The sequence below is a fragment of the Halalkalicoccus jeotgali B3 genome (assembly GCF_000196895.1).
In the GTDB taxonomy this organism is placed as follows: Archaea; Halobacteriota; Halobacteria; order Halobacteriales; family Halalkalicoccaceae; genus Halalkalicoccus; species Halalkalicoccus jeotgali.
The window spans coordinates 45,911-60,019 of record NC_014297.1; the positions used below are offsets into that span (position 1 = coordinate 45,911).

Genomic DNA, 14,109 nt, shown 5'->3' on the forward strand with positions numbered 1-14,109 from the left:
CCCTATAACGCCGGCGCGAAAAGGGTTATCCTGTCAGGCGATCTATTCGAGATATGAGCGAATCGGAGGACTCCACGACGAAAAAGACCCTGCGGACGGTGACGCCGTACTACCGCGGGCGTTCGGACGAGGAGATGAACCTCATCGGGATCGCGTACTTCCTCGTGCTGTTGGTGTTGCTCGTTCCCCTGCTTCCGTTCATGATCATCGTCTGGGTGCTGAACAAGGTCTTCGGGGCGATCCACCAACGGGCTAGTTGAGCCCGAGCAGGTCGAACGGGTAGCCGTTGTCGTTCTCGGCGGCGTGTTCGTAGACGACGTGAGCCGCGGCCACGTCCTGAATGGCCAGTCCCGTCGAGTCGAACACCGTCACGCCGTCCTTGGGCGTGCGTCCCTCCCGGTTCCCGACGACGATCTCGCCGATCGCGGCGTGGATGTCCGCGTCGGTCAGGACGCCCGTGTTGTAGGGGACGTTGATCTCGCCCGAGTGGGTGGTCTGGGCGTGGTCGTCGATGACGAGTTTCGCGTCGAGGAGGACCTCGTCCGCGATCTCGTGTTTGCCCTCGGCGTCCGCGCCCATCGCGTTGATGTGGGTGTGCTCGCCGACCACCTCGGGAGAGACGAGCGGGCTCTCGACCGGCGTCACGGTCGAGAGGACGTCACAGGAGGCGGCCTCCTCGATCGACCCGGCCGAAACGTCGAAGCGACCCTCGAAACGCGAGACGAACCGCTCGACGCGCTCGTCGTCGAGGTCGCTGATCACGACCCGCTCGATGGGACGGATCTCGGCGATGGCCTCCAGTTGGGTGTACGCCTGGACGCCCGCGCCGACGATCCCCATCGAGCTCGCGTCGGGGACGGCGAGGTGGTCGGTGGCGACCGCGGCGGCCGCGCCGGTGCGCTGCATCGTGAGTTCGGTGCCGTCCATGACCGCGAGCGGAAGTGCCGTCTCGGGGTCCGAGTAGATCATCGTGCCGAGCACCGTCGGCAGGTCGTGATCGCGCGGGTTGTCCGGGTGGACGTTCACCCACTTGATGCCGGCGGCGTCCCACGATCCGGCGTCGAGATACGCGGGCATCGAGCGGAAGTCGCCGTTGTACTGGGGCAGGTCGATGTAGGATTTGGGCGGCATCTGGGCGTCGCCGCGCTCGTAGGCCGCAAAGGCGTCCTCGATCGCGGGGATGAGCTCCGAGAGGCGCGCGTTCTCGGCGACGTCCTCGCCGTTCAAAAGCAGCGTTTGCATAGCGGCAACTATCGCGGAGCCCTACTTAATTCCATCTGAACGGGTAGACCGGCGGTTCGAAACGTAATCGGGGTGACGACTGACTGCGCGGGACGTCCGATACACACCGCAGACGACGAGTTTCGTCGCCTCGCGAGCCGACGGAACCTCGCCCCACACGGCCCGGGCCGGCACCGACTTTATTGACTCGGATACTCGAGGGAGGATATGGCCTTTCGAACGACGGCCGGGTGGTCGCTGATCACGTCCGGAATCGTCACGCTCGTGCTAGCGTACCTGCCGTATCCCTCGTTTTACTGGGGAATCGGTCTCCTCGTCGTGGGCGTTCTCCTGTTCGTGACTCGACGGATAATATAAGCGGATCACGCATCCGACGGTTCGGATGGGATCACACCGTCGTTTTCCGGGCGATCAGCCGCGGGTAGGCATCGGAAATCGCGATGCAATCGCCCGAGGATAGTGACGAACGCCTGAAAAAGCAAAGCGAGTTCGTATCCGACTACCGATCGCGTTCTTCGGACGGACGAGCGGTCGATAGGAGGCGATCCGGGACCGATTTCACATCGACGGGCGAAGTGAAGCTTCCTCGCCTCACATCGCGCCGCCCATGCCGCCCATACCGCCCATGCCGCCCATACCGCCGGGCGCGCCGCCCTCGTCGTCGCCCTTGTCCGTCGAGAGGTCGCCGGCGGAGATGATGTCGTCGATCTTGAGCACGAGGTTCGCCGCCTCCGTCGCGGAGGTCAGCGCCTGCTCTTTGGCGTGAGCCGGCTCGACGATGCCCGCCTCGAAGGTGTCCTCGACGTCGCCCGAGAACACGTTCAGTCCGGCGTGTTCGTCGCCCGACTCGTGGGCCGAGCGCAGGTCCACGAGCGTGTCGATCGAATCGAGGCCGGCGTTCTCCGCGAGCACACGGGGAACGAGTTCGAGCGCGTCCGCGAAGGCCTCGACGGCGAGCTGCTCGCGACCCGAAACGGAGTCGGCGTAGTCACGCAGGCGCGAGGCGACTTCGACCTCGACTGCGCCGCCGCCCGCCAGCACGCGACCGTCCGAAACGGTCTGTGCGACGACTTCGAGCGCGTCGCTGATTCCCCGTTCGAGCTCGTCGACGACGTGCTCGGTCGAGCCCCGAAGGAGCAAGGTGACGCCGTGGGCGTCCTCGCCGGTGACGTAGAACATCTCGTCGGTCTCGTCGCGCGTGACGCTACCGTAGCCGAGTTCGGCCTCGGTCGCGCTGTCGAGATCGGAGACGACCGCGGCGTCGAGAACCTCCTTCAAGAACTCGAGGTCGGACTTCTTCGCGCGCCGGACCGCCAGGATGCCCTCCTTCGCGAGGTAGTGCTGGGCGAGGTCGTCGATGCCCTTCTGGCAGAAGACGACGTTCGCGCCGGTCTCTTTGATCTGCTCGACTTTCTGTTTGAGCTGGGCCTCCTCCTGATCGAGGAACTGCTGGAGCTGGTCGGGACTGTCGATGCTCACATTCGTATCGGCGTTGGCCTCCTCGACCTCGATGGCCTCGTTCAGCAGGAGGACCTTCGCGTCCTCGACCTCGGTGGGCATGTCGTCGTGGACGGGGTCCTTATCGACGATGGCCCCCTCGAGGAGTTCGCTCTCGCTCGCGGAGCGGCCGGTCTGGGTCTCGATTTCGAGGAACTCGAGGTCGACGACGTTGTCGCCCTCGTCGGTCTCGACGGTGACCTGGCTGACTGCGTCGACGATCAGCTGGGCGAGGTGCTCCTTGTTGAGCTCGGCGCCTTTGCCGGTCATCGACGTCTCAGCGACCTTCTTCAGGAGCTCCTCGTCGTTCGAATCGACCTGCTCGGCGACGTTGTCGACCTCCTGGCGGGCCTGCTCGCTCGCCATGTGGAAGCCCTTGATGATCGCCGTCGGGTGGATGTCCTGTTCGAGGAGGTCCTCGGCGTTTTTCAGGAGCTCGCCAGCGATCGCGACCGCAGTCGTGGTGCCGTCGCCGGCCTCGTCCTCCTGCGTCTCGGCGACTTCGATGATCATCTCGGCCGTCGGGTTGTCGATGTCCATCTCCTTGAGGATGGTCACGCCGTCGTTGGTGATGGTGACCGAGCCCATCGAGTCGACGAGCATCTTGTCCATCCCCTTGGGGCCGAGCGTCGAGCGAACCGACTCCGCCACCGCTCGTGCCGCAGAGATGTTGTAATCCTGCGCGTTGCGGTCCTGTACGCGCTGTGCGTCGTCACCCATGATGATCATGGGCTGACCCTGCTGCATTCGCTGGCTCATAGTCATCCGAATCGTTGTTTGTGGTTCTATATAAAAATACCGGTTTCCGCCAATCCGGTGTCTTTCGCAGACCGAAGGATATCGGTCGAAATACCTGTTTTCCGGTACATCACGCCGATTCATGTGACATGCTATCAGTGTTCTCCAGGTGAACGGCGGTTCGATTAGAAGTGGTTTAAATACAGAACGGGTACGGGAGCCTCCGGGAGGGCGACCCCTACGTCGGCGACCGACTGTCGGGGTATGAAGCAGGCCGACACGTAGTGGATCGCTTCTCTCCTCGGTCCGTTCGGAACTGCCAGAATCGTTAATAAGAAGAAAATGGTATATGATCCCATGGTGAGCGAACTGGACCGCTGGTTTCAGCCACGGAATCGGACGGAGGTGATAGTCGGTCTCGTGGTCGGGTACTGTCTGGTCGGGCTTCTCGTCTCGTATTGGGGAGGCGGGATCGACTGGGACAACCCCGCCGTCATCGCATGGGTCGGAACCGTGACGTCGGTCACGGTCGGTGCGCTGATAGGCGCGTTCGGTATCGTCACGGGGGATTACTACCGACGGCGAGAACCGTACCTCACCGGAATGAAAGTCTTCGGCGCAATAGCGCTGCTTTCGGTCGCCAGCATTGCGGTCGTATAAGCGCCGCACCGCAAGCGAACGAGAGTGGGCGAGGGGGGTTTAGTGCAAGTTTGTGCGAGGAGTGGTGCCCACAGCGTTACCGGACGGAGTCCTGTAGAAAACCGGAACGCTCTGAGTTCCGGTGACGCCCATAGGTGCGAGGACACCCGACGTCACCGGAAGTCTTCGATTTCCGAGACGCAGGGACGGCGAAACCGTCTCTTATGAGTAAAGAAGTGCGTTCCGAAGGTTCATACTCGGTCGGGGGCTACAGAAAGTAGTATGGCTAGTGCGGAGAATCAGGAGCTTGTCGGCCGCTTCGAGGAGTTCTATCGGACCTATTATCACGACGAGATCGGCACGCTGGCACAGCACTACCCGAACGAACAGCGTTCGCTCTATCTCGACTGGGCCGACCTGAACCGCTTCGACCCCGACGTTGCCGACGACTTTCGAAATCAGCCCGAGCAGATGCAACCGTACGCCGAGGAGGCGCTTCGCCTCTACGACCTCCCGGTCGACGTGAGCCTCGGGCAGGCCCACGTCCGGGTCCGGAACCTCCCCGGCGCGACCGACATCCGGGAGATCCGCTCGAAGAACGTCAATACGCTCGTCGAGGTGCGTGGAATCGTCCGCAAGGCCACCGACGTCCGCCCGAAGATCGAGCAGGCGGCCTTCGAGTGCCAGCGCTGTGGCACCCTCACCCGGATCCCACAGACCGGCGGCGATTTCCAGGAGCCCCACCAGTGTTCGGGCTGTGAACGCCAGGGCCCGTTCAGGATCAACTTCGACCAGTCGGAGTTCATCGACGCCCAGAAGCTCCGCGTACAGGAGAGTCCCGAGGGGCTGCGCGGCGGCGAGACGCCCCAGAGCCTGGACGTCCACATCGAGGACGATGTGACTGGCGAGGTCACCGCGGGCGATCACGTCCGCGTGACGGGCGTGCTCCACCTCGAACAGCAGGGCTCGAACCAGGAGAAGTCGACCATGTTCGACATCTACATGGACGGCCACGCGGTCGAGGTCGAAGAGGAGCAGTTCGAGGACATGGAGATCACCAACGAGGACAAACAGGCCATCGTCGAACTCTCCTCAGATCCGAACATCTACGAGCGGATGGTCGACAGCCTCGCACCCTCGATCTACGGCCATCGCCAGGCGAAACTCGCGATGACCCTCCAGCTGTTTTCCGGGGTGACGAAACACCTGCCCGACGGCTCGCGCACCCGCGGTGATATGCACATGCTCCTGATCGGGGACCCCGGGACCGGGAAGTCCGCGCTGTTGCAGTACATCCGCAACATCGCGCCGCGTTCCGTGTACACCTCCGGGAAGGGCTCCTCATCAGCGGGGCTGACGGCCGCCGCAGTACGCGACGACTTCGGCGAGGGCCAGCAGTGGACGCTTGAGGCCGGCGCACTGGTGCTCGCCGACCGAGGCATCGCCGCGGTCGACGAACTGGACAAGATGCGCCCCGAGGACCGCTCGGCGATGCACGAGGCGCTCGAACAGCAGTCGATCTCGATCTCGAAGGCCGGGATCAACGCCACCCTCAAATCGCGGTGTTCGCTTCTGGGTGCGGCAAACCCGAAGTACGGGCGGTTCGACCAGTACGAGCCAATCGGCGAGCAGATCGACCTCGAACCCGCGCTGATCTCGCGGTTCGATCTGATCTTCACCGTTACGGACAAACCGGACCCCGACGAGGACCGCAAGCTCGCCCAGCACATCCTCCAGACGAACTATGCCGGCGAGTTGAACACCCAGCGGACCAACCTCCCCTCGCCCGACGTCACCCGCGAGGAGGTCGACGCTGTCACCGAGGAGGTCGCCCCCGACATCGACGCCGAGTTGCTGAGAAAGTACATCGCGTACGCCCAACAGAGCTGTTTCCCCCGGATGACCGACGAGGCCCGCGAGGCGATCCAGGAGTTCTACGTCGACCTACGCTCGAAGGGCGCCGACGAGGACGCACCCGTCCCCGTCACGGCCCGGAAGCTCGAAGCGCTCGTCAGGCTCGCGGAGGCGAGCGCCCGCGTCCGGCTTTCCGATACCGTCGAGCGCGAGGACGCCGAACGCGTCATCGAGATCGTGCGCTCCTGTCTGCAGGACATCGGCGTCGACCCCGAAACCGGCGAGTACGACGTCGACGTGATCGAGACGGGCCGCTCGAAGACCCAGCGGGATCGAGTGAAGGGAATCAAGGAGATCATTCGCGAGCTACAGGAGGAGTACGACGGCGAACCCGGCGCACCCCAAGAGAAAGTCATCGAACGGGCCGCCGAGGCGGGCATCGAGGACAGCAAGGCCGAACACGAGATCCAGAAGCTTCGGGACAAGGGCGAGATCTATTCGCCCGATCAGGACCACCTCAGGCTGGTCTGAGGACTTAGGAGACCGCTTCGATCGCTTCTTCGAGCGAGAACCGCCCCTCGTAGAGTGCGGTCCCGACGACGACCGCGTCCGCACCGGCCGCCTTCAGCGCGCGGATGTCGTCGAGGCTGGCGACCCCGCCGCTGGCGACGACGGGGATCGACACCGCCTCGGCGACCCGTTCGACCGGGTCTGTTTTTACGCCCTCCAACTGACCTTCGACGTCCACGTTCGTAAAGAGGATCGCGCCGGCACCCAACTCCTCGTAGCGGGCGGCGACCTCGGCGGGGTCCAACCCGGTGCCTTCGGTCCATCCCGAGACGACGACCTCACCCTCTTTCGCGTCGAGGCCGACCATCACGCTGTTCTCGTGTTCTTCGCTGATCTCCCGAACGATCTCGGGGCTCTCGACCGCCGCCGTGCCGAGGATCACGCGGTCGACGCCCCGATCCAGTAGTTCGATCGCGTCCTCGGCGGTCCGAATCCCCCCGCCCAGTTGGACTGCGAGCTCGCTGTCGACGGTTTCGAGGACGGCCGCGACTGCCGCGGCGTTTTCCCGTTCACCCTCGAAGGCGCCGTCGAGATCGACCAGATGGAGAGTGCGTGCGCCGGCTTCGACCCAGCGACGGGCGGCCGCGGCGGGCTCGCCGTAGCGTTTCTCGGTGCCGCGTTCGCCCTGTACCAGCTGGACGACCTCGCCGTCCTGCATATCGACCGCAGGAATCACCTCGAATTCCTCGAACATGGTGTCGCCCACGGAGAGTGCGGGCCTAAACACACCGGTCGGAGTCCGCGACGTCGATCCCCGTCTACAGGCGCTCAAGCGGGTTTTGGTCGGCCAAATTTACGGCCAAATTATATCAGAATGTAGCCGTTGTGGGGTTCGAGAGTGCCGTAATCCGTAAAAGAGATGATCTGGAAATGAACAGCAAGGTCTAACAGGTATGCCGACGAACGGTCGAGTGATGCCAACAGTAGAATACCTCAACTACGAGACGCTGGACGACCAGGGCTGGGACATCGACGACGACGACCTCTTCGACCAGGCCGCCGACGCCGGCCTCGACGAGGAGGACTACGGGAGTCTCGACGTCAACGAGGGCGAGTACATCCTCGAGGCCGCCGAGGCCCAGGGCTACGACTGGCCCTTCTCGTGTCGCGCCGGTGCGTGTGCGAACTGCGCGGCGATCCTCAAGGAAGGCGAGATCGAGATGGACATGCAACAGATCCTCTCAGACGAGGAAGTCGACGACAAGAACGTCCGTCTGACCTGCATCGGTTCGCCCGCCGCCGACACGGTCAAGATCGTCTACAACGCGAAACACCTCGACTACCTCCAGAACCGCGTCATCTGAGAACGGTCGTTCCGTCGTTTCGTTCACTTTTTCGAGCCACAAAATATACACCCGCCGGCCACGGCTTCACAGCCGTGTTCGCTACGGTACCGGACCTCCTGCGTTTGCTCTGTGTTCCCGTCCTCGCCTGGGCGGCCCATCGGGACGTGCGGACCCGCCGGGTTCCCGCTCGGACGTGGACGCCGCTGTTCGCGCTCGCGGCCGTCCTCTTCGTCTGGGACGGGATCGCCTCCTATTTCGCGGGCGGGCTGACGTGGGCGTACTTCCTCGTCGGGGCGGCGATCAGCCTGTTACTCGTGATCCCCGCCGCCTACGGGTTCTGGCGCTTCGGGGCGTTCGGCGGCGCGGACGCGAAGGCCCTGATCGTTCTTGCACTGCTCTTTCCGACCTATCCCACCTACGAGATCGGGCCCTATTTGGTGCCGGTCGTCGCGACCCCCACTGGGGCGTTCGCGCTGACGATCCTCGCCAACACTGTCCTCGTCGGGGCCTGTTACCCGCTCGTGCTCGCGGTCCGGAACGCGCTTTCGGGCCGGCTCACGGCGCTGATGGTCGTCGGCCGGCCGGTCCACTGGTCGGACGCCGAGCGGACCCACGGGCGAGTGCTCGAGGACGGCGAGGGGTTCACCCGGTCGGGACTCGACCTCGACGCCCTGCGGATGTACCTTCGCTGGCGCGGGACGACGCTTTCGGCGCTGCGAGAGGATCCCGCACGCTTCCGGGATCCCGGCTCGTTGCCCGCCGAACCGGCCCCGGCGGGCGACGGCGCGATCGCGGACGGTGGTGAGCAAACCGACGGGTTGCGATCCCCCTCGGACCTCCGACCTGACGGCGGTGAGCGAACGAACCCGTCGCGAAGGAACGAGGACGAGTGGGGCGCGGAGGCCTTTCTCGCGGACGTCGGGTCGGCCTACGGCACGACCGCCGAAGGCTTGCGCGAGGGGCTGGACGTGCTCACCACCCGCGAGACGGTATGGATCTCGCCGGGGATCCCGTTTCTGGTCCCGATCCTCGTGGGTCTGCTGGTCGCGCTCGTCTACGGCGACGTGCTGACCGGCGCCCTCCGGATCGTGGGTGTGGTATAGCGTGACGTAAACACTATAACGCTCGGCCCGAAGCACTCGGACGATGTCACCGCCGGACGACCGGGTTCGCTTTCTCGCGACCACCTCGAACCGTGTCTCTCTGCTGAGTGCCCTCGGCGACGGGCCGCTGCGCCCCGCCGAACTCGTCGAGCGCCTCGACCTCTCGCGTTCGGCGACCCACCGCAACCTCAAGGACCTGGTCGATCTGGGCTGGGCCAGTCGGGTCGAAGGCGGCTATACGGACACGGTCGGGGGCCGACTCGTGCTCGGGGCCTACGAGGAACTGATCGCCACCGTCTCGCTCGTCGAGGAGTACGGCGAAAGCCTCGAACCGCTCGCGGAGGCCGGCATGTCCCTGTCGCCGTCAGTCCTCGAGAGCGCGACCGTCGTCACGGCCACCCAGGGCGATCCCCACGCCCCGCTTCGCTACTACACCGAGCGCGTTCGCGAACTCGATCCCTCGCGGTTCCTCGGCATCGTGCCGGTCGTCAGTCCGCTGTTCAACGAGGCCCACCGGTCGCTGCTCGATGCGGGTGCGGAGGGCGAACTCGTGTTGGATTCGGCGGCGCTGTCGGCCTCGAAACACGACTACGGAACCGAGTTCGACGACGCCGTGGCGACCGAGGAACTCGTCGTATACGCCCATCCCAACTCCTTTTCGTTCGGCCTCTCGATTGTCGGCCAGCGGGTGTTTCTTGGCGCCTATGAGGCGGGGCAGTTCGTCGCCTGCTTCGAGTGGGGCGACCCCGACGTCCGCGAGGAGGCGTTGGTCGCCTACGAGACCCACCGGACCGCGGCCCGCGAGGTCGACGCGACGGCGCTACCCTCGTAGGTGTCCGACGGCGTGGGACATGTACCGGAAGGTAGCTATAGGGGTCATCGGTCCGTTCGCCCGGATGTGGGCCGGCCGGCGTGCCGGATCGGCGGTGTCCCTGACGACGCACCCGGATGGCCCAATACCCCCCTGCGCTCGTGGTCGCACCGCCGATCCACGCTCCTGCTTTCGACGGTCAATCGACCGACACGGAAGACCTATTCGCCGCCAGCGGCTCATTCGATCCATGAGCGACGCACCCGACGTGGAGTTCGACGACCGGGGGCTGGTACCCGTGATCGCTCAGGACGCCGGGACCGGGGACGTCCTGATGCTCGCGTACGCGAACCACGAGGCCCTCGAACGGACCCGCGAAACCGACCGCGCCCACTACTACTCGCGCAGCCGCGGGCAACTCTGGGAGAAGGGCGCGACCAGCGGTCACACACAGTCGGTCCGCGAGATCCGCGTCGACTGCGACGGCGACACCCTGCTGTATCTCGTCGATCAGGAGGGCGGGGCCTGTCACACCGGCCACCGCACGTGTTTCTACCGGACCGTCGAGGGCGAGCACGTCGGCCGGGAGGAGTTCGATCCCGACGACGTGTATGACTGAGCGCGATCCCGAATCCCGGCTGGCCGACGCCTACGACCGCCACGAGGCCGCCAGCGCGGCCGTCGAGGAGATCGGCGAGGACGAACTCCGGCGACTGGACCGCGCCCACGAGCGCCTGCGGGAGCTGTTCGAGCGCTACGAGGGGCGAGCGACCGGAACGGGCGACTTCGCGGGGTTCATCGAGTTCCAGAGCGGGCTCGAAGCGGTCGTCTCGGGGCTCCCCGACGACCTCGCCCACCGCGAGGCCTTCGAGGCCGTCGAGGACGCCTTCGATAAGCGCCGGTTGGGCGAGGGGGATTTCGAGCGCGCCCGCGAGGTGCTCGCACCGGTCGCCGAGGACTGCGAGCGCCTCAAGAAGCGCGCGAGCGCCCGCGAAGAGCTGCGCGACGCCCGCCGGGCCGTCGAGGCCCGCATCGCGACCCTCGGGAGCGAGATCGCCGAGTACGACCGTCTGCTCGCGCTCGCGGACGTCGACCTCGACGCCCCGGTCGCGGACCTCCGGGTCCCGATCGAGGGGTACAACGGGGCGATCGCACGTGATTTCGCGGACTACCTCGAACGGGCGAGCGCACGGGAGGTCGTCTCACTGCTCGATCGGGCCGAGCACTACCCGCTGGTCGAGACCCCCACCCTCCCGGCGGACGTGCGGGCGTACGTCGCACGCGCCGACGCAGGGACCGAGCCGATCCCGACGCTGCTCGAATACGCCGGGTACTCGCGCTCGAAGCTGGATCACTACGTCGCGGACGCCGACGCGCTCAAGCGGGCGATCGCTACCCAGCGGACGGCCATCGAGCGTGTCGACGCGAGCGCGTTCCAACTGGCCTGGCCCCCCCGTCCCGCCGGGGAGCTTCGCTTTCGCCTGCGCGAGCTCCGGGCGGTGATCGCGCGTGTCGCAACCGAGGAGACGATCGCCCGGCTCCGGGAGGTCCGGGCGCTCGCCCGCGATCCGGAGTACGAGCGCCTGCAGCGGGCCGCCCGGGCCCGAGAGGCGCTCGGGCCCGGGGAGCGCGAGCGCCTCGAAAGCGGGGCGATCGAAGCCGACAGGGACGGGGCGATCGATGAGCGAAAGAGACTGCGCGAGGCCCTGGGACGCTACGCGCCGACGATGTCGTCCTGATAGCTCGCGATCTCGGTCATGACGGCCTCGCGGTCGTCGGCGGGGACGTCGAAGTCCTTCAGGGCCGTGTTGAGGTGCTTCGCGATCGCGTCGAACTCCTCGGGTGTGATTCCCATCCCTTCGTGGGCCGCCCGCATGTCCTCGCCGGTGTACTGGACGGGGCCGCCGGTCACGGAGCTGATGAACTGCGTCTGGTGGGCGATCTGTCGTTGCATGTCGACGTCCTCGAAGTAGCTATTGACGAGCTCGTCGTCCATGACATAGCCGTAGAACTGATCGACGACGGCTTCGATCGAGTCCTCGCCACCGAGCCGATCGTAGAGCGTTTCCTCTGGCATACGGTTTCGTGCTCACGGCCCGGCAGTATAACGTATGGGCCGAACAGGTTCGGTCACTTGGCGTCGTCCCGGGCCGCCTCGGCGGCGTCGTAGAGTCGCGCGGCCAGTTCCTCGGCGCGCTCTCGCCCGCGGGCCTCCGCGTAGATCCGGATGACGGGCTCGGTCCCGCTGGGCCGGGCGAGCACCCAGCCGTCGCCGTAGTCGAGGCGGACGCCGTCGGTGGTGTTTCGATCGGCGGCCTCGCTTTCGGCGACCCGGTCGACGGCCTCGAGCATCGCCTCGCGTTGCTCGCGGGTCTCGTAGGTGAGTTTCAACCGGACGTTGCAGTAGTCCCCGAAGGGCGCGACCAGTTCGCTCGCGGGTCGATCGGCCAGCAGTTCGAGAAACCGGGCGGCGATGTAGGCTCCGTCGCGTACGAGGCTATACTCGGGGAAGTAGATCCCGCCGTTGCCCTCGCCGGCGACCGGTACCGAGACCCCCTCAGCCTGCAGTTGCTGGATCCGGCTGGTGATATACGTGCTTCCGATGGGGGTCAGTTCGAGGTCCGCGCCCGTACGCTCGCAGACGTCGACCAGCCGCTGGGAGACGTTGACCGCGGCGACGGTGGCGTCCCGGGGTCCGAGTTCCGCGTCCGCAAGCGCCGCCAGCGCCGCGTCGCCCTCGATGTAGCGACCCGTTTCGTCGAAGAAGATCGCCCGGTCGCCGTCGCCGTCGTGGGCGATTCCGACGTCGGCGTCGGTCGTGGCGACGAGCCGACCCAGATCCTCGAGGTTCGTCTCGACGGGCTCGGGGTCCCGGCCGGGAAACCGGCCGTCGGGTTGGGCGTTGACGGTCAGGACCCGACAACCGAGTTCTCGAAACAGTCGCGGGCTGGTCAGCGAGGCCGCGCCGTGGCCGGGGTCGATCGCGACTGTGAGGTCGGCGTCGGCGATCTTCTCGCGGTCGGCCGCCTCGCGGACGCCCTCGACGTACTGGCGGGTGGCGTCCTCGACGGCGAACTCGTCGCCCGTCCTCGACCACGAGCGCGCGCCGTCGATCTCCGAGAGAAAGGCCTCCTCGACGACCTCGAGTTCCGAGACCGAGAGTTCGGTCCCGCTGGCACCGATGAGCTTGATGCCGTTGTACTCGGGCGGGTTGTGCGAGGCGGTGATCATCACCGTCGGCATCCCCTCGCGGGCGGCATACGCCTGTGCGCCCGGCGTGGGGATCACGCCCAGCCGGTGAACGTCACAGCCGACGCTCTGGAGACCGCTTACGGCGGCGTTTTCGAGCATGCGTCCGGTCGAGCGCGTATCGCGGGCGACGGCCATACAGGGGGCCTCTAGGACCGTTCCGGCGGCCGCGACGACCTGCAGGACGAACGCGGGCGTGATCTCCTCGTTGGCAACCCCGCGCGTCCCACTCGATCCGAACACGTCCATCGCCTGACTCTGGGGAGCGACGGGGCAAATGGATTCCGGAACAGCCATTTCACGCCCGCGGACGAACTAGCGAGTATGAGCACGATCGAGGAAAAGCGCGTCTACGCCGACAAAAGCGCCGAGAGCCGCGTGTATCTCGCGAGCGACCTCGGGGTCGTGCGCGTCTCGGTGTCCGGGAACCTGATCGGGAACTTCGGCATCAAGCAGCGCTGTGTGGCCCGCGACCTCGCGTGGATCGACGGACTGGTGGTCGCCACCGACGAGGACGTGTTGCTCGGCGGTGAACCGACCGGGTTCGGCACCGCCCTCGCCGTCGGCGGGACCGAGAGCCCGATCGCCGCCTCTCCCGAGGGACGGATCGCCCGGTACGAGGGCGGCGAGTGGAGCGATCTGGGCACCCTTGCGGGGATCCGGGCGGCCGACGGCGACCTGCTCGCGACCGCCGACGGGGTGTATCGCGCCGACGGCGAGCTCACGCACGTCGGTCTAGAGGGCGCGAACGACGTCTCGACGTCCGGTACCCCGCTCGCGGCAACTGATACGGGACTCTACCGGCTCGGTAACGGCTGGATGCGTGATCTGGACGGAGTGTTCGACCGGGTCTCGGGGGTCGGCGCGCCGGGCGAACTCGCCCTAGGAGCCGCGCTCGCAGACGACACACTCTCCCTCTACGACGGCGAGTGGCGCGAACGCGAGACGCCCGAACCGCTCGCAGCGGCGGCGGTCGGGGAGGCGGTCTACGGCGCAACGGACGAGGGAACGCTGTACGTCGACGCGGGCGACGGCTGGCGCTCGCAGGCGCTAGGCGTTTCGGGTGTGCGGGCGCTGCTCGTCGCCTAACCGAAAACGGGTTTAGCGCGCCCGGTGCATC

15 protein-coding genes are annotated in these 14,109 nt (G+C 66.1%); 10 read left to right on the top strand and 5 right to left on the bottom strand.

Annotation, left to right across the window (positions count from 1 at the left end):
- The first annotated feature begins 53 nt into the window (after window positions 1-53).
- A complete protein-coding gene (locus tag HACJB3_RS00215) occupies window positions 54-260 on the top strand; it encodes a DUF7535 family protein (protein ID WP_008419163.1) in 207 nt (68 codons plus the stop codon).
- On the opposite strand, the gene HACJB3_RS00220 is transcribed toward HACJB3_RS00215, so the two are convergent.
- Complete coding sequence (locus HACJB3_RS00220) at window positions 253-1,242, bottom strand: ornithine cyclodeaminase family protein (protein WP_013199311.1); 990 nt, start codon at window positions 1,240-1,242, stop codon at window positions 253-255. The genes HACJB3_RS00215 and HACJB3_RS00220 overlap by 8 nt on opposite strands.
- 207 nt (window positions 1,243-1,449) lie before the next feature.
- On the opposite strand from HACJB3_RS00220, the gene HACJB3_RS20040 reads away from it, so the two are divergent.
- Window positions 1,450-1,599 (top strand): hypothetical protein, encoded by a 150-nt coding sequence (locus HACJB3_RS20040; protein WP_008419158.1) that lies wholly within the window; start codon window positions 1,450-1,452, stop codon window positions 1,597-1,599.
- 234 nt (window positions 1,600-1,833) lie between these two features.
- Here HACJB3_RS20040 and thsB read toward each other — a convergent pair whose 3' ends face one another.
- Window positions 1,834-3,498: a thermosome subunit beta gene (thsB, locus tag HACJB3_RS00225; RefSeq protein ID WP_049934178.1), complete on the bottom strand. Its 1,665-nt coding sequence runs from the start codon at window positions 3,496-3,498 to the stop codon at window positions 1,834-1,836.
- A gap of 336 nt (window positions 3,499-3,834) precedes the next feature.
- On the opposite strand from thsB, the gene HACJB3_RS00230 reads away from it, so the two are divergent.
- A complete protein-coding gene (locus HACJB3_RS00230; RefSeq protein WP_008419155.1) occupies window positions 3,835-4,137 on the top strand; it encodes a hypothetical protein in 303 nt (100 codons plus the stop codon).
- Window positions 4,138-4,398: 261 nt separating this feature from the next.
- Window positions 4,399-6,501 carry a minichromosome maintenance protein MCM gene (locus tag HACJB3_RS00235; protein WP_008419153.1) on the top strand — a complete coding sequence of 701 codons (2,103 nt, stop codon included), beginning with the start codon at window positions 4,399-4,401 and terminating at the stop codon, window positions 6,499-6,501.
- A gap of 4 nt (window positions 6,502-6,505) precedes the next feature.
- Here HACJB3_RS00235 and hisA read toward each other — a convergent pair whose 3' ends face one another.
- Entirely contained in the window at window positions 6,506-7,234 is a 729-nt protein-coding gene (hisA, locus tag HACJB3_RS00240) for a 1-(5-phosphoribosyl)-5-[(5-phosphoribosylamino)methylideneamino]imidazole-4-carboxamide isomerase (RefSeq protein ID WP_013199313.1), read from the bottom strand.
- A gap of 220 nt (window positions 7,235-7,454) precedes the next feature.
- Between hisA and fer the strand changes: the two genes are divergently transcribed.
- The 5 genes from fer to HACJB3_RS00265 all read left to right on the top strand — a co-directional run bounded on the left by fer (window position 7,455) and on the right by HACJB3_RS00265 (window position 11,479).
- Window positions 7,455-7,844 (top strand): ferredoxin Fer, encoded by a 390-nt coding sequence (gene fer / locus HACJB3_RS00245; protein ID WP_008419150.1) that lies wholly within the window; start codon window positions 7,455-7,457, stop codon window positions 7,842-7,844.
- Window positions 7,845-7,948: 104 nt separating this feature from the next.
- Complete coding sequence (locus HACJB3_RS00250; RefSeq protein ID WP_008419147.1) at window positions 7,949-8,929, top strand: A24 family peptidase; 981 nt, start codon at window positions 7,949-7,951, stop codon at window positions 8,927-8,929.
- A gap of 43 nt (window positions 8,930-8,972) precedes the next feature.
- Window positions 8,973-9,761: a helix-turn-helix transcriptional regulator gene (locus HACJB3_RS00255; RefSeq protein WP_008419146.1), complete on the top strand. Its 789-nt coding sequence runs from the start codon at window positions 8,973-8,975 to the stop codon at window positions 9,759-9,761.
- Window positions 9,762-9,990: 229 nt separating this feature from the next.
- Window positions 9,991-10,359: a phosphoribosyl-AMP cyclohydrolase gene (gene hisI, locus HACJB3_RS00260; RefSeq protein ID WP_008419144.1), complete on the top strand. Its 369-nt coding sequence runs from the start codon at window positions 9,991-9,993 to the stop codon at window positions 10,357-10,359.
- Window positions 10,352-11,479 carry a DUF7118 family protein gene (locus tag HACJB3_RS00265; RefSeq protein WP_008419142.1) on the top strand — a complete coding sequence of 376 codons (1,128 nt, stop codon included), beginning with the start codon at window positions 10,352-10,354 and terminating at the stop codon, window positions 11,477-11,479. Before hisI ends, HACJB3_RS00265 begins: the two co-directional genes overlap by 8 nt.
- Here the strand turns inward: HACJB3_RS00265 and HACJB3_RS00270 are convergent.
- Both HACJB3_RS00270 and glmM read right to left on the bottom strand, forming a co-directional pair.
- Entirely contained in the window at window positions 11,455-11,817 is a 363-nt protein-coding gene (locus HACJB3_RS00270; protein WP_008419141.1) for a group I truncated hemoglobin, read from the bottom strand. The genes HACJB3_RS00265 and HACJB3_RS00270 overlap by 25 nt on opposite strands.
- 53 nt (window positions 11,818-11,870) lie before the next feature.
- Window positions 11,871-13,238 carry a phosphoglucosamine mutase gene (gene glmM / locus HACJB3_RS00275; protein ID WP_008419139.1) on the bottom strand — a complete coding sequence of 456 codons (1,368 nt, stop codon included), beginning with the start codon at window positions 13,236-13,238 and terminating at the stop codon, window positions 11,871-11,873.
- Window positions 13,239-13,313: 75 nt separating this feature from the next.
- Here glmM and HACJB3_RS00280 point away from each other — a divergent pair, with 75 nt between their 5' ends.
- Complete coding sequence (locus HACJB3_RS00280; protein WP_008419137.1) at window positions 13,314-14,078, top strand: HVO_0234 family beta-propeller protein; 765 nt, start codon at window positions 13,314-13,316, stop codon at window positions 14,076-14,078.
- Window positions 14,079-14,109: the final 31 nt, after the last annotated feature.

Excerpts from the sequence above, each read along its gene's own strand:
- HACJB3_RS00255 (WP_008419146.1), top strand. The coding sequence starts at position 8,973 with ATGTCACCGCCGGACGACCGGGTTCGCTTTCTCGCGACCACCTCGAAC.
- HACJB3_RS20040 (WP_008419158.1), top strand. The coding sequence starts at position 1,450 with ATGGCCTTTCGAACGACGGCCGGGTGGTCGCTGATCACGTCCGGAATC.
- thsB (WP_049934178.1), bottom strand. The coding sequence starts at position 3,498 with ATGAGCCAGCGAATGCAGCAGGGTCAGCCCATGATCATCATGGGTGAC.
- HACJB3_RS00220 (WP_013199311.1), bottom strand. The coding sequence starts at position 1,242 with ATGCAAACGCTGCTTTTGAACGGCGAGGACGTCGCCGAGAACGCGCGC.
- HACJB3_RS00280 (WP_008419137.1), top strand. The coding sequence starts at position 13,314 with ATGAGCACGATCGAGGAAAAGCGCGTCTACGCCGACAAAAGCGCCGAG.
- hisA (WP_013199313.1), bottom strand. The coding sequence starts at position 7,234 with ATGTTCGAGGAATTCGAGGTGATTCCTGCGGTCGATATGCAGGACGGC.
- glmM (WP_008419139.1), bottom strand. The coding sequence starts at position 13,238 with ATGGACGTGTTCGGATCGAGTGGGACGCGCGGGGTTGCCAACGAGGAG.
- HACJB3_RS00215 (WP_008419163.1), top strand. The coding sequence starts at position 54 with ATGAGCGAATCGGAGGACTCCACGACGAAAAAGACCCTGCGGACGGTG.
- HACJB3_RS00270 (WP_008419141.1), bottom strand. The coding sequence starts at position 11,817 with ATGCCAGAGGAAACGCTCTACGATCGGCTCGGTGGCGAGGACTCGATC.
- HACJB3_RS00265 (WP_008419142.1), top strand. The coding sequence starts at position 10,352 with ATGACTGAGCGCGATCCCGAATCCCGGCTGGCCGACGCCTACGACCGC.
- hisI (WP_008419144.1), top strand. The coding sequence starts at position 9,991 with ATGAGCGACGCACCCGACGTGGAGTTCGACGACCGGGGGCTGGTACCC.
- fer (WP_008419150.1), top strand. The coding sequence starts at position 7,455 with ATGCCAACAGTAGAATACCTCAACTACGAGACGCTGGACGACCAGGGC.
- HACJB3_RS00230 (WP_008419155.1), top strand. The coding sequence starts at position 3,835 with ATGGTGAGCGAACTGGACCGCTGGTTTCAGCCACGGAATCGGACGGAG.
- HACJB3_RS00235 (WP_008419153.1), top strand. The coding sequence starts at position 4,399 with ATGGCTAGTGCGGAGAATCAGGAGCTTGTCGGCCGCTTCGAGGAGTTC.